The 14,220-nt window shown below is 40.2% G+C and carries 11 protein-coding genes; 4 read left to right on the forward strand and 7 right to left on the reverse strand.

Annotated elements, in window-relative coordinates:
- Nucleotide 1: 1 nt before the first annotated feature.
- The gene (gene ubiE, locus Q4D72_RS04230) at nt 2-748 is read right to left on the reverse strand and encodes a bifunctional demethylmenaquinone methyltransferase/2-methoxy-6-polyprenyl-1,4-benzoquinol methylase UbiE (RefSeq protein ID WP_303076260.1); all 747 of its coding nucleotides are present in this window, start codon (nt 746-748) and stop codon (nt 2-4) included.
- Between the two features lie 154 nt (nt 749-902).
- Here ubiE and Q4D72_RS04235 point away from each other — a divergent pair, with 154 nt between their 5' ends.
- The 3 genes from Q4D72_RS04235 (at nt 903) to Q4D72_RS04245 (ending at nt 5,921) form a co-directional block, all read left to right on the forward strand.
- A complete protein-coding gene (locus tag Q4D72_RS04235) occupies nt 903-3,284 on the forward strand; it encodes an outer membrane beta-barrel protein (RefSeq protein ID WP_303076262.1) in 2,382 nt (793 codons plus the stop codon).
- Nucleotides 3,285-3,629: 345 nt separating this feature from the next.
- Nucleotides 3,630-4,982 (forward strand): DUF5723 family protein, encoded by a 1,353-nt coding sequence (locus tag Q4D72_RS04240; protein ID WP_303076263.1) that lies wholly within the window; start codon nt 3,630-3,632, stop codon nt 4,980-4,982.
- A 195-nt stretch (nt 4,983-5,177) separates the two neighbouring features.
- The gene (locus Q4D72_RS04245; RefSeq protein WP_303076264.1) at nt 5,178-5,921 is read left to right on the forward strand and encodes a porin family protein; all 744 of its coding nucleotides are present in this window, start codon (nt 5,178-5,180) and stop codon (nt 5,919-5,921) included.
- A 52-nt stretch (nt 5,922-5,973) separates the two neighbouring features.
- On the opposite strand, the gene Q4D72_RS04250 is transcribed toward Q4D72_RS04245, so the two are convergent.
- The 4 genes from Q4D72_RS04250 to Q4D72_RS04265 all read right to left on the reverse strand — a co-directional run bounded on the left by Q4D72_RS04250 (nt 5,974) and on the right by Q4D72_RS04265 (nt 10,844).
- The gene (locus Q4D72_RS04250; protein ID WP_303076266.1) at nt 5,974-7,176 is read right to left on the reverse strand and encodes a porin; all 1,203 of its coding nucleotides are present in this window, start codon (nt 7,174-7,176) and stop codon (nt 5,974-5,976) included.
- 117 nt (nt 7,177-7,293) lie between these two features.
- Nucleotides 7,294-8,838 (reverse strand): glycine--tRNA ligase, encoded by a 1,545-nt coding sequence (locus Q4D72_RS04255; protein ID WP_303076268.1) that lies wholly within the window; start codon nt 8,836-8,838, stop codon nt 7,294-7,296.
- Between the two features lie 172 nt (nt 8,839-9,010).
- Entirely contained in the window at nt 9,011-9,610 is a 600-nt protein-coding gene (locus Q4D72_RS04260) for a M15 family metallopeptidase (protein ID WP_303076270.1), read from the reverse strand.
- A 13-nt stretch (nt 9,611-9,623) separates the two neighbouring features.
- The gene (locus Q4D72_RS04265; RefSeq protein ID WP_303076271.1) at nt 9,624-10,844 is read right to left on the reverse strand and encodes an aminotransferase class V-fold PLP-dependent enzyme; all 1,221 of its coding nucleotides are present in this window, start codon (nt 10,842-10,844) and stop codon (nt 9,624-9,626) included.
- 224 nt (nt 10,845-11,068) lie between these two features.
- On the opposite strand from Q4D72_RS04265, the gene Q4D72_RS04270 reads away from it, so the two are divergent.
- Entirely contained in the window at nt 11,069-12,193 is a 1,125-nt protein-coding gene (locus Q4D72_RS04270) for a formimidoylglutamase (protein ID WP_303076272.1), read from the forward strand.
- 5 nt (nt 12,194-12,198) lie between these two features.
- Here Q4D72_RS04270 and Q4D72_RS04275 read toward each other — a convergent pair whose 3' ends face one another.
- The gene (locus Q4D72_RS04275; RefSeq protein WP_303076273.1) at nt 12,199-13,644 is read right to left on the reverse strand and encodes an ATP-binding protein; all 1,446 of its coding nucleotides are present in this window, start codon (nt 13,642-13,644) and stop codon (nt 12,199-12,201) included.
- Nucleotides 13,645-13,664: 20 nt separating this feature from the next.
- Nucleotides 13,665-14,021 (reverse strand): SPOR domain-containing protein, encoded by a 357-nt coding sequence (locus Q4D72_RS04280; protein WP_303076274.1) that lies wholly within the window; start codon nt 14,019-14,021, stop codon nt 13,665-13,667.
- Between the last annotated feature and the right edge of the window lie 199 nt (nt 14,022-14,220).

Here is a 14,220-nt window from a genome sequence, read left to right on the forward strand (position 1 = left end):
TTTAAACTATATTAGGTTTATTTCCGATGTAAATGGTTGCCACACCGCCCAACGTTTTGGGATAGTAGTGCGTGTCGGCGTATCCGATTTGGTCTAAAATGGCTCTGAATTTTTTTCCGTACGGAAAAGCCGAAGCCGATTTTGACAGGTAACTGTAAGCGGAGCGGTCTTTTGAAAAAATCTTACCGATTAAAGGCATAACAAATTTAGTGTAAGCAAAATATCCTTGCCGAAACGGAAAGTTTTCAGGGATTGAGGTTTCCAAAACCACTAGTCGCCCGCCGGGGCGGATTACACGGTAAATCTCTGAAAGTCCTTTTTCTAAATTTTCAAAATTCCGAACGCCAAAAGCCACCGTTACGGCATCAAAATGGTTGTCGGCAAAAGGCAAATTTTCACTGTCGCCGTGAATGAGTTCAATGCGTTGGTCGAGTTGTTTTTTTTGTATTTTTTCGCGTCCCACGGCAAGCATTCCTTCCGAAATGTCCAAACCCACCACTTCAACATCGTTGATTTGCGTAAGTGCGATGGCTAAATCGCCTGTGCCGGTGGCCACGTCAAGCACTTTTTGAGGCTTGATTTCAGCCACTTTCTCAACCACAAATTCACGCCATTTAATATCTGAACCCCAGGATATTACGCGGTTAAGCCCGTCGTAAGTTCCTGAAATGGAATCAAACATTTGGGCAACCTGCTTTTTTTTGCCTTCTGTGGAGTTTTTGTACGGAGTGATTGTGTTTTCTGCCATTAACTATGTCTAACTTTTTTGCAAAGATAGCTAAAAAGTTGGAAGTTGAAAGTTGATTTTAAAAAATAGCCCAATTTAAGCTGATTTTTACGCCAATTTTGTAACAATTCCGGTATTTTTGCGTCTTTAAGAAAACTAATAACCAAACATAGATATGAAAAATATAGCTTCTTTTTTAATTTTCTTTTTTGCGACAGCGATTTCCGCACAGGAAATTACCCTTTCGGGGGAAGTAAAAAATCAACAGCAAAAACCCGCCGAATTTGTGAATGTTCTCTTGAAACAAGGCGAAAAAACGGTGGGAGGAACCATTACCGATGCTTCAGGAAAATTTTCCGTAAAAACACAAAAAGGTGATTATGAGCTTGTTTTGGAGCTTTTTGGCACAGATTTACTTTCTAAAAAAATATCAATTTCCAAAAACACTGATTTGGGCGTTCTGACCATCAACGATACTATTGAAATGGAAGGCGTTACGCTGGAAGCCCGCCAAAAACTCGTGGAACGAAAAGTGGACAGACTGGTTTTCAACGTGGAAAATTCCGTGCAAGCAAGCGGTGGCGATGCGTTTGATTTGCTCAAATCCACCCCCGGTGTGCAGGTGCGTAACGAGGCGATTTCCATCGTTGGAAAGAGTGGCGTTCGCGTGATGGTCAATGACAAAATAATGCAACTTTCGGGCGAAGAGCTTACTAACTATCTGAAAACCATCGCTTCGGAAAATATTCAAAAAATCGAAGTCATCACTACGCCGCCTTCCAAATACGAAGCCGAAGGCAATGCAGGGCTGATAAACATCGTATTGAAAAAGGTGAAAGAAGACAATTGGAACGCCACTTTGCGAACATCCTACCAACAGGGAATTGCTTGGAAATCACGTAACGGCGTAAACTTTTCCTATCGAAAAAATAAATTTTCTGCTTTGGCTGATTTGGGGTATACGGACGGAAAATCGAAATATGAAAACGATATTAATTTCCGCTATCCGCAGGAATATTGGGTCAATCGTTTGGATTTTATCGGACGCGGAAACTTTTGGTCGCCACTGCTGAATTTAAACTACGACCTAACCGACAAAAGTGCTGTGGGTGTGCAGTTTGTGGGAAGTTTTAGCGAAAAAATCGAAAATGGCTTAACCGTAAATCGTGGGTATCAATACAATAATCCGAATTTGGTGAAAAATTATATTACGCATCAAGAATCTCCCGAAAATAAGGAAAATTTGTCCGTAAATGTCAATTTCTTACAGAAAATCGGCGAAAAAGGAGCGAAACTTACCGTTGATGCCGATTATTTTCGGTATAAAAACGATGTAAATACCGATATGAATACCGTTTTTCATAATTATTTACTGAATACACAGCCCAAAACCTTTGCAACGACTTCGTCTTTACAAAAAATCGATAATTATTCACTAAAAACCGATGTGGAAATACCGCTTTCGTGGGGAAATATTTCTTTCGGAATGAAAATTGCTCGCACACAAACCGACAATATCGCAAAATCAGACTTCCGAGACGAAAATCAAGCTCAAAGCTTTGCTCACAACGACCATTTTCTTTATTCGGAAGCTATGCAGGCTTTGTACGCGGATTGGGCAAAATCTTTCGGTAAAAAATGGAGCGTAAAAGCAGGGCTTCGGGGCGAAAATACGCAAACCAAAGGCGTTTCCGTTTTCAGCAATCAAACCCACAAACGCGATTTTTTGAAACTTTTCCCTACCTTATATATTCAATATCAAGTCAATGAAAACCATAACGTTTCGGTGAACGTGAACCGCCGCATCGACCGTCCGCAGTTTTTTTCGCTCAATCCGGGGCGAAAATATATGAACCCGAAATCGTACATAGAAGGAAATCCGTTTTTGCAACCTTCGTACACGCTCGGGGCAACGCTCGGGTATTCGTATAAAAACTGGCTAACCGTTCAGTTGCTCTATATCCAAACCCAAGATGCCCAAACTCAAATTACATATCACAATCCTTCGGCGGAAGAAACCCGAATCTATTGGGAGAATTACGCCAATGACAGTCAATGGACTTTTTCAGTAAATGCCAATAAAAGTATATTTTCGTGGTGGGAGGTTTCCGCCTATGCAGAATTCAGTTATCAACAAGTTAAACCCTATGTTGCTGTGTATCCCGATGAAATGAGCGATTTTGGAGGCTATCAATATTTTCAGAGTAATTTTCTGCTTAACGAAAGTAAAACCTTGCAAGCCAGTGTTTCATATTCCTATCAATTTCCGTGGGACAATGGCACAGCGAAATTTTCGGGAAGTGCAAATTTGAATTTAGGAGTCAAGTACTTGGCTTTTGACAAAAAACTAACCATTGCCTTAAATGCGAATGATATTTTGAAAACCGATATAATAACGTACACCAATCAACTTAAAAAACAAGGCATTACGGAAAGTTACCGCCAGTATTACGATACGCGTTGGGTACGTTTATCGCTCACCTACAAGTTCGGAAACAGCAAAATTTCAGTACAACAACGGCAAGGCGGTAATACGGAAGAGAAAAATAGGAGTTAGGCGACTAAAAACATACTTGCTTTGCTGTTTTCTGTGTCTAAAAAAGTTTAAAACATAGTTGTTTTGCTGTTTTCTATGTCTAAAAAAGTTTAAAATATAATTGTAACAGTGTTTTGTATACTTAAATAATCTATTTTAGGCTTGTGTTTTCGTTTTTATTTATGGAATGAAGTCGGTGCATTATGGGAGTGTTTTTTTATGGTACTTCTTTATTTGAAAACAAAAAAGCGGGGAGAAGTTATTTCAAACGGCGTGAATGCTCCTTGAAAATTCGTAATGAAAAGTTAAAATTTTGCCATAATACATAAGTTTTTATATTTTTGCCCCTCAAATTTTAATATGTTTATGATGAAAAAAGTACTACTTTTTGGAGCGGCGCTTTTCAGTTTGGCAGCAACGGCTCAACAGTCATTTTCAGGAGTGAATACCAGTCAGTTCGGGGGGATGTACAAGGGTACGGTGAACCCCGCAAATTTTGTGGACGGCATTACCCGCTTCGGATTCAATGTGGTTTCGGTGGACGGTAGTTTCGGGAACAACAAAATGGGCTTGGGTTTTGATTTGCAAAAAAGTTTTGATAAATTTACGGCTAATATACAAGGGAATAACGATATCCGAGCCAATTTAGGGGCTGATATTTTGGGACCTTCGGCATATTTTCACGTGGGCAGAAGAAACGCCTTTGCAGTAACCACACGTGCGCGTGTTTTGGGGCGCATTCACGATATGGATGCCAAATTGGTGCAATCGTTTTTGTCAAGCGTTTCTAATTTGAATGAAAATGGCGGTTATCAGCTCACCATTGATAAGCAAAGCGTTACAATGAATGCGTTTTCGGAAATAGCTTTTACGTGGAGCCGACTCATTGCCAAAGATGATCACCAAGCCTTTAAGGCGGGAATCACTATGAAGATTGTACGCGGTTCAGCCAGTATGCACGCCGGTTTTACTGATATTAACGGAACCATTTCTGGGAAATTACAAGAAAAGAACGGCGATAAGTATTTGGACATTACCGTAGATGGTGGTGAGAACGCTAAATTTATTGTCGGAAACGGCGGGGTAGATCTTTCTAAAAATCCTTCTGCAGGCGACCTTTTCAAGGCTCAAACCACAGGCGTGGGATTCGATTTAGGATTTGTGTATGAATACCGCCAAGAAGGTTGCCCAAGCTGCACCTTTACGCCTTATGATTTTAAAGTTGGAGCGTCGTTCACCGATATAGGTCGATTGAAATATACGGCAACTGACCAGTCCCGCGAATATACGTTAAACCAAGGTACGCATCAGATTAAACTATCGGATATACAGCAGAGCATTACAACCGGTTTTGTTACGGAAACATCATTGAAAGGGCAAACTGTGCGTTCGTCATTGCCTACGGCTTTCCGTTTGAATGCCGATGTACGCCTAACGGGTCCGCTTTACGTTGATGTTTCAACCAATATCAATCTGACAAATTCGTCAAAAGAGTACAACGCATCGTATGCCAACTCATTGGTAGTTACCCCACGTGCCGAGTGGAAGTATTTCGGGGTTTATTTGCCCATATCAACCACTCGTGATGCCGGATTTAATATGGGAACGGCACTGCGTTTAGGACCGCTTTTTATCGGTTCGCGAAGCATCATCGGCAATTTGATTTCAAAAGAAGCGAAAGAACTCAACGTGTTCTGCGGGCTTCAGTTTGAAATTTAATACGTTTAAACGTTTCAATCAGCGATTTTTTTAATGTTAATAGATAAGACAATGAGTGCAACGTAGGGTTCGCTCATTGTTTTTTTATGCCTAAAAATCAAGGTGTTATTTTCAGGTGGTGAAATAACTTTGTGGTAACTTGTTGGTTATTCTGATAAAAGAACTATTTTTGTAAAACTTTATGAGCATTGAGTGATGAAACGAATTAATTTATTAATATTGCTTTTGGCGGTATTTCCTGCTTGGTTATCGGCGCAAGAAGATGCCGATGACGGTATGATTCAGACCCAAACAGAAAAAAAAGATGAGCGTAGCCGCCACGGGAGGCTGTATTTGGAAGATCAGTTTTATGTAGGGCTTACGTATGACTATTTAATTTCAGATGCTGCAAACGTGGTGCAACATAACTTTTCGCGCGGGTTGCACGGTGGGTTTTTAAGAGACATCCCAATGAACGAACGCCGAAATATGGGCATCGCCATCGGGTTAGGGTATTCATACGATTTGGTTTACAGCAATATCGTAGCGCTTAGTGAGGATAATATCGTGTCGTACTACGTGCCTAAAAACCTCAATGATTTAAATATCAGCAAAAATTATTTTGAAACACACACGGTTGAACTGCCGCTTGAATTTCGTTGGCGCACCTCTACGGCGCAAAGTCATAAGTTTTGGCGTGTGTATGGCGGGGTTAAATTGGGTTATGTTTTTAGTGGGTTAAGTCTTTTCAAACGCAATGAAATTACCTATTCCTTTAATAATTCTGACGTGTACAAGCAATGGCATTTTAAAACTTATTTGACGTTTGGTTACAATACGTGGAATTTTTTCATTCAGTACAATATGTCGCCTTTCTTTAAAGATGCCCAAACCGCAGCAGAAAAACACTCGCTCAAATCGTCGTTGTTGCAAATGGGTTTGATGTTTTATATTTTATAACGATTTAGAAACTAAAAAAAGAAATCGGGGTTTTTCGCCCCGATTTCTTTTTTTAAATTCCGATTTCAATTTGGAAACGCGCATACCAATCGTCTTTTTTGGTAGCGTTTATGTAATCATTTTTGGTAATTTCGAATTGCATTTTGAAAGAATGCTCCCAAATGTATTTGGTTATCCCAAATGAATATTGATTATGAACGGGTTTATACGCACGGATGTCGTTATGAGGGTTGTTGCGTGAAAAACGCCCGATAAATTCCCAGTTCGACGGGAAAACATAACTGAGTTGGGCATCGTATCCGCGACCGGCTTCTACGTAATTCCCTTTTTCAACTGAACTGTCAATCAACGGATTGTCAGTATATCGAGTCATATAAGCGGACATCAATGCCCAGCCGTTGTATTTTAGCATCGCATCTAAAAAAACCGATTTTATATTACGAGTTTCTTTGGTTTTGGTGATGTCGTTATAGAGTTCACTGCCCTGTTGCCCCCGACTGCGAACGGCATTGTCATTGTAGTGAAACGTACCGCCCAAGTAGAGTTTCGGTTTGCTTTCCCGCAGTAAATCGCCTTCAAAAAACTCTCCGTTTTTCTTGAATTTTCCCATTGGGTATAGTTCCAAACGCACCGTGTATGCCAATCCTTTGGTTTTTCCGACAAAATCACGCCCCTTGCCGGTGGTCAAGGCTGTTTTTACGTTGTATCCGAAGGTGTTTTCTTTTTGGTTGGAATAAATTGCCTGAAAACCAAAGTCGCGGTCAATATTATATGCCGAGTTGTTGATGGAGCGGTCGGTTAAATCCAAAGCGCCTGATGAATTTACCCGTTGGCGATTGCCCGGAAGTTTCGTTTGTCCGAAACCAAATTTCCAATGTTTGTTGGGTTGATAAAAAACAATCGCATCACGGATAACGTGCAGATTTTCACCATTTTTTAACGTGCCGACATCTTCGGGAGAAAATGCTAATTGTATGGTGTACAAAAATTTAGGGTTGCCCACAAAACCGTCGAATCGCAATCGTAAACGACGGATTTTAGCCTCATATTCACCATCTTCGATATGCAATCGGTTTTGCATACGAAAGCGGGTGTTTAACTGAAAAAGGCTGTCGGGAGCTGTGATGCCCACTCCTTTTTTAAAGTCGTAATAGGGTATAAACCACTTGTTTTCACCGGTTTTATTTTCGTCTTTTTGTTGCGGATAAGCAAAAAATACAGAAAATAACGCTATGATAAATCCTATTTTTTTCATTTTGGTAAAAAAAAAATTAATTGCACAAAGATGTAAAAATAAGCCAACAATAACAAAACTTACTGCCGGCTATTTTGATGAAATTCAACAAGAAGAGACTTTTTTCAAAAGCCTCTTTTATTGTATTTTTCGGAGCCAATTTCGCATATCCACTTCTTTGGCGATGACGTTTCGTAATTCTGAAATGGGGATACGGATTTGCTCCATCGTGTCGCGATTGCGAAGCGTAACGGTCTGGTCGTCTCTGGTTTGATGGTCAACGGTTACGCAAAAAGGCGTTCCGGCAGCGTCTTGGCGGCGATAACGTCTTCCCACGGCGTCTTTTTCATCGTAAGCCACGCTGAAATCAAACTTCAATTCGTCGATAATTTCGCGGGCAATTTCCGGCAGTCCGTCTTTTTTAAGTAGCGGAAGCACAGCTACTTTGGTCGGCGCCAACACAAAAGGCAATCGCAAAACGGTACGGGTTTCGCCACCTTCCAAAACTTCTTCTTGTAACGAATTTGAGAAAACCGCCAAAAACATTCGGTCTAAGCCGATGGAAGTTTCCAAAACGTACGGAACGTAGCTCTTATTTTCCTCCGGGTCAAAATATTGTAATTTTTTTCCGGAATATTTTTCGTGGTTGCCCAAATCAAAATCGGTGCGGGAGTGAATTCCTTCTAACTCCTTGAATCCGAACGGAAAACGGAATTCAATATCACAAGCCGCATCGGCGTAATGGGCTAATTTTTCGTGGTTGTGGAAGCGATAATTCGCATCGCCCATTCCCAGTGAAAGATGCCATTTGAGGCGGGCTTCTTTCCAGTGTTCGTACCATTCTTTTTGCGTGCCGGGCTTGATGAAAAACTGCATTTCCATTTGCTCGAATTCCCGCATACGGAAAATAAACTGACGTGCAACTATCTCATTACGAAAGGCTTTTCCGGTTTGGGCAATTCCGAATGGAATTTTCATTCGTCCGGTTTTTTGCACATTTAAGAAATTGACGAAAATCCCTTGTGCGGTTTCGGGTCGCAGGTACAAATCCATTGCGGAATCGGCTGTGGCTCCGAGTTTTGTGCCGAACATCAGGTTGAATTGCTTCACGTCTGTCCAGTTTTTTGAACCCGTTTCGGGGTCGGCAATGCCCAATTCTTCAATAAGGGCTTTCACGTCGGCTAAATCCTCATTTTCAAGCGATTTTGCCAGTCGTTTTAAAATAGCGTCGGCTTGGGCTTTGTACTCCAACACGCGCGGATTGGTGCTTACAAATTGCTCTTTATCAAAGGCTTCACCGAAACGTTTTTCTGCCTTTGCGATTTCTTTTTCAATTTTTGCCTCGATTTTCGCAACGTGGTCTTCCACCAATACATCGGCACGATAGCGTTTTTTGGAGTCTTTGTTGTCGATAAGCGGGTCGTTAAAAGCATCAACGTGCCCCGAAGCCTTCCACGTGGTGGGGTGCATAAAAATGGCGGCATCGATGCCCACGATGTTTTCGTTCATCTGCACCATTGCCTTCCACCAATATTCGCGGATATTTTTTTTGAGTTCCACGCCGTTTTGCCCGTAATCATAAACGGCACTGAGCCCGTCATAAATTTCGCTCGATTGAAAAATGTAGCCGTATTCCTTGGCGTGTGCAATTACTTTCTTGAAAAAATCTTCTTGGTTTGCCATAGTTTTATTGTTGTGAACCTAATAGGTTATCAATTTTAATTGTTATAATTAGTAAAAATATTGGTTTTTAGGTGTTTATGCTAAATGATAAAAGCACAAACATACTAAATAATTTTTAAAAAACCTTGTTTTTTGGTGAAGTTTTTGAAATTAGGCTGATTTTTGAACGTGCCTACGGACATTCCCAAGTAAAATCTTCAATTTTTGATTGCATTTCGGGGCGAAATTCGTAGTGCCACCATTCGGAATAAATGGATTTAAAATTATGTTTATTAAGAATGTCTTTCAGTAGTTTACGGTTTTCAAGAACTTTTTTCGGAAGTTGCGTAAAGGTGTGATGGGCTTGTTTGCCGAAAAAATCAAAAGGTGTGCCCATATCCAATTCTTTTCCGTCGGCATCAACCAACGTGAGGTCAACGGCTGCTCCGCGATTGTGTTTTGACCCTTTGGCGGGATTGGCAACGTAGTGAGTTCCGGGCAGTATTTTCCACATTTTTTTCTGAACTGAAAGCGGGCGGTAGCAATCAAAAATTTTGATGCGATAGCCCAGCGTTTTAAATTCTTCATTGGCTTTATGAAGCGCCTCGGCGGTGGCTTTGCGCAGGTAACATTCGCCACAATCATAAACTTTTTGTTTCAAAAAATTGTTGTCAGTGGCGTATTTGATGTCAAAAACAAAATCATCAGATAATGATTTAATATTCACAAAATCATTGTTTTGCGCAAAAATAAAAAGTGGAAAAACGCAGCAAATTAAAAGTATCTTTTTCATTGTCAGGTTTGAATTATGAAAGCATCATTTGGGCTTTTTTGAGGGCTTCGATAAAGGTGTCGATTTCGTCAAAAGTGTTGTAAACGGCAAAACTGGCGCGTACCGTTCCGGCAATGCAATAAAAATCCATAATGGGTTGCGCACAATGATGTCCGGTTCTGACCGCAATGCCTAATTTATCCAAAATCGTACCGACGTCATACGGGTGTATCCCTTTGAGGTTGAATGAAATAACTGCGGTTCGTTGACTTAGATTGTCATTGCCGTAAATTTCAATATTTTCAATGGATTTGAGTTTTTCGGTGGCATATTCCAGCAATTGCCGTTCGTGCCGAGCGATATTTTCAATGCCGATTTGATGAATGTAATCAATGGCTGTACCAAAGGCAACGCCTCCGCAGATGTTGGGCGTTCCGGCTTCAAATTTATGGGGAAGGTCGGCATAGGTAGCGCCTTCAAACCGAACTTCTTTTATCATTTCGCCACCTCCTTGATATGGAGGCAGTTGCTTTAAAAGGGCTTCTTTTCCGTAAAGAATTCCAACGCCGGTAGGTCCGTACATTTTATGAGCCGAAACGGCGTAAAAATCAATGTCAAGTGCTTGCATATCAGTCTGAATGTGAGGCGCTGCTTGTGCACCGTCAATCAGCACAACGGCACCTTTTTGATGTGCTTTTTCAATGATAAGCTCAATGGGGTGAATGTTTCCCAATGCGTTGGAAACGTGTTGCACGCATACAATTTTGGTGTTGTGTGTCAGTAGTTTATCAAATGCGCTCAAGTCCCAACAGCCTTTTTCGTCCATCGGAATGACTTTCAAAGTAGCGCCACTTTTTTGACAGGCAAACTGCCAGGGAATGATGTTGCTGTGATGTTCCGAAGCCGAAACAATAATTTCATTATCGGGTTTTAAAATAGAAGCATATCCGCTGGCAACCAGATTGATAGCTTGTGTAGCGCCGCTTGTAAAAATAATTTCAGCAGTTTTTTGTGCATTGAAATGACAGCGTATTTTTTCACGGGCTTGCTCATAAGCATCGGTGGCTTCTTGGCTGAGAGTATGCACCCCACGGTGGATATTGGCGTTTAGGTGTGAATAATAATGTACAATACTCTCAATCACCTGAATAGGAGTTTGTGAGGTGGCGGCATTATCAAAGTAAATCAAAGGTTTGTGATTTACAAGTCGCTTTAAAATAGGAAAATCGTTTCGGATATTATTTATAGATTTCATTGATTTATAGTTGTTTATATTGTAAATGCGATTTTTATGTCAAAATTAAAAATCATTATTCACAGTTCAAATTAAAAGCCAAAAATATTTATTTTTTGTGACATTCATCATAAAATTGAAAAATAAAATGTAATTTTGTGGTTTTGTAGTGTTTTGCGATTTTTATTTCGGATAATTAAAAGCAAGATAAGCTGCTGTTTTTCAGTATTTTTTAATAAATTAAGATGCCTTTATTTTATTTACAACCCATTGATAATAGTGTAGTTATAAAAGAGTATAAACCACAACAATTTGGTTTTCAGATTAGAAAACATCTTTTGGATAATGGTTTGCCCGATTTGGACGGTGTGAAAATTGCTTTTTTTTGTGTTGAGAATGAAACGCAAAAAATGACCGATTTTCGCAAAAAACTCTATTCACTGTATGTGGGCAACTGGACTTTTTCAATGGCTGATTTGGGAAATCTTGTTGAGAGTGTGTCTGTGGAGGATACCTATTTTGCTGTTAAAGAGGTGGTTGGTTTTTTGGCGAAAAAAGGCATTGCAACGGTTGTTGTGGGAGGCGAGCAACATTTAACTTATGGGCTTTATCGCGCTTTTGACCGGCTGGAACAAATGGTAAATCTGGTGAGTGTAGATGCAAAATTTGATTTTGATGACCAAGACGAATTGTTTTCTGAAAACTCATATTTCAGCAAAATTTTAATGGAAAAACCCATTAATTTGTTTGATTTTACGAATTTAGGTTATCAGTCGTACTACGTGGCGCAGGAAGAGCTTGATTTGCTTGACAAAATGTGTTTTGATGCTTATCGGCTTGGAAATGTGGTTAATGATTTGCCTTCGGTGGAGCCGGCGATGCGCGATGCTGATATGGTCAGCATTGATATGAAAAGCGTTCAGGCGCGTGATATTGACAATCCGTTGGGCTACGTTAATGGATTTTCAAATCGTGAAATTTGCACACTTGCGCGTTATGCAGGCATCAGCAGTAATGTGCAGGTTTGCGGCATTTTTGACATTCCGAAAACGTTGTTAGCGTCCGAATTGGTGGCGCAAATGTTGTGGTATTTCTGTGAAGGATATAATTTCAGAATCAAAGAATTACCTGTTATTAATGACGAAAATTACACACGTTACATCGTTCCGATTGACGATGTGCAGGTTGAGTTTTTTAAAAGCAACGCCACAGGGCGTTGGTGGATGAAACCCGGGGGCGATAAATTTTCGGCACATCAAAGCCATTTGCCATTGGGGTTAGTTCCGTGCAATCATAAAGAATACGTAGAAGCCACGCAAGGCATCATTCCTGAGCGTTGGTGGAAATCATACCGAAAATCAATGCAATAGGGAGGTTATTCCGCTTGTAAACGAACGATGAAAGTACTGCCTTTTCCTTCTTTTGAAAGCAGTGAAATTGTTCCGTTATAAGAAGTTACGATGCTTTTCACCATTGCCAGCCCTAACCCGCTTCCGCCTGTTTTGGTGGTAAATTTAGGTTCAAAAATCTTTTCTTGATTTTCAGGCGAAATACCGATACCATTATCGCAGACTGAAAGTTCAATTTGGGTTTCTTTTTTGTAGAGCGAAACCACGATTTTGCGTTCAATTTGGTTTTCAGTGGCGTGAAGCGCATTTTTAACCAAGTTGGTAACCACGCGTCCGAGTTGGTCTTTATCAAACAACATAAAAATTTCTTTCTCGGGGCAAATAAACGTGATGTGTTTGGAATTAAAAATATCAAGCGTACGCCGAACTACCAAAACAATGTCAAAACGTTCATCATTTTTGGCAGGCATATTGGTCAAAGCAGAAAAGGCGGTTGATATATTGCTCAAAATATCAATCTGTTGAATGATGGATTCACAAAACTCGTTTACGGCTTCGGTGCTTTGGGCTTGTTGGCTAAATTTGCGTTGAAAACTTTGCACTGAAAGGCGCATTGGTGTGAGGGGATTTTTAATTTCGTGAGCCACTTGTTTTGCCATTTCGCGCCACGCCTGCTCCCGTTCCGATTGGGCAAGCAAAACCTTACTGTTTTCAATCTCGTCAATCATACTATTGTAAGCGCCAATTAGTTGCCCGATTTCTGCACTGGGCGATTTGAGAATAATTTTTTCGTTTCGTTCCAAAAGGCGGGTTCGTTCCAATCGTTTTTCAATGGTTTTGAGTGATTGGGTGATGTATCGCGAGATAAAATAGGCTAAAAGCAACGCCAAAAGTAACAACGAAAAATATACAACCGATAAATTATAAAGCGAACCCTTTAAGGCGCGTTCATTAAAGGTGTCATTCTCAAAATGCGGAATGTTCAAAATGGCAATAGGCTTGAATTGCAGGTCGTTCACATAGCTGTATGACGACTGATAGCCCCTGCCGTCCATCTCTTTTTGGGTAGCGAAGCGTTTATCGATGTTCGTGGCTAATTTTTGCAGAATATCAGTAGCAATTCGCAACGTGTCACGGCTGTCGTCCAGCACCGAACGCGAGCTTTTTAAAAGATTTCCGTTGAGGTCATACAGGTCAAAATTTACGTTTTGAATGTTGGCAATGTTAAAGATGGCTTCGCGAAAAATAAGCGGCACGTACGAGGTTTCAACCGGATAAGTGGTTTGTGAAAGCACATACTGCACTTGCATTTTAATTTGATTTTCTTTGTCAATCAGGCGTTCGTCGTGGTACTCAGTGGCTTGTTTTCGATATTGAAAAATCATTACCACCGCAATGGTGGCAAAGGCAATCAGTACTAAAACAGTCATACTGAGAAAAATACGAAACCGAAGCGAATTTTTCTTAAACATAAAACCGCATCAAAAAGGATTTATTTTTTGGGTGACATCACAAAGGCAGCCGGATATACTTTTTTCACGTCAATTAGGTGCTTTTCAGCTTCGAGGCGTGTTCTGAAACTGCCAATGCGCACTTTATAGTTAGGCGTTTCAAAAACCAATTGTGGCGGATATTGTTTGAGTTGTTCCTTGCTTTTGGTCATTGCTTCATTAGCTCCTTTAATATTTCCATTGTAAATTTGTATTTGATAAGGCGCTTCGTTTTTGGCAACATCTTTTTTGATTTCCATCAATTCTGAAATATTACTCCCTTGATTGATAGTTATTTGTGCGTGTCCCGCAGCGCTAAATCCTATAAAAAGCAATCCTAAAATAGATAGTGAACGCATCGCAAAATTATTTTTATTTAATTGTAAGGCACAAAAATAATGATTTCTGTTTAATAACCGAATGATTTTGCAAAAACCTTTGTGAAAGTGTTGCATTTTGGTAACGACAAACAGGTTTTTATAAAAAACATTGCCAAAACGTTTTCGGTTTTGGCAATGATAACAACACATTACATATCGTTTTTCTTAATTCAAAATA

The organism is Capnocytophaga sp., assembly GCF_030532915.1.
Taxonomy (GTDB): Bacteria; Bacteroidota; Bacteroidia; order Flavobacteriales; family Flavobacteriaceae; genus Capnocytophaga.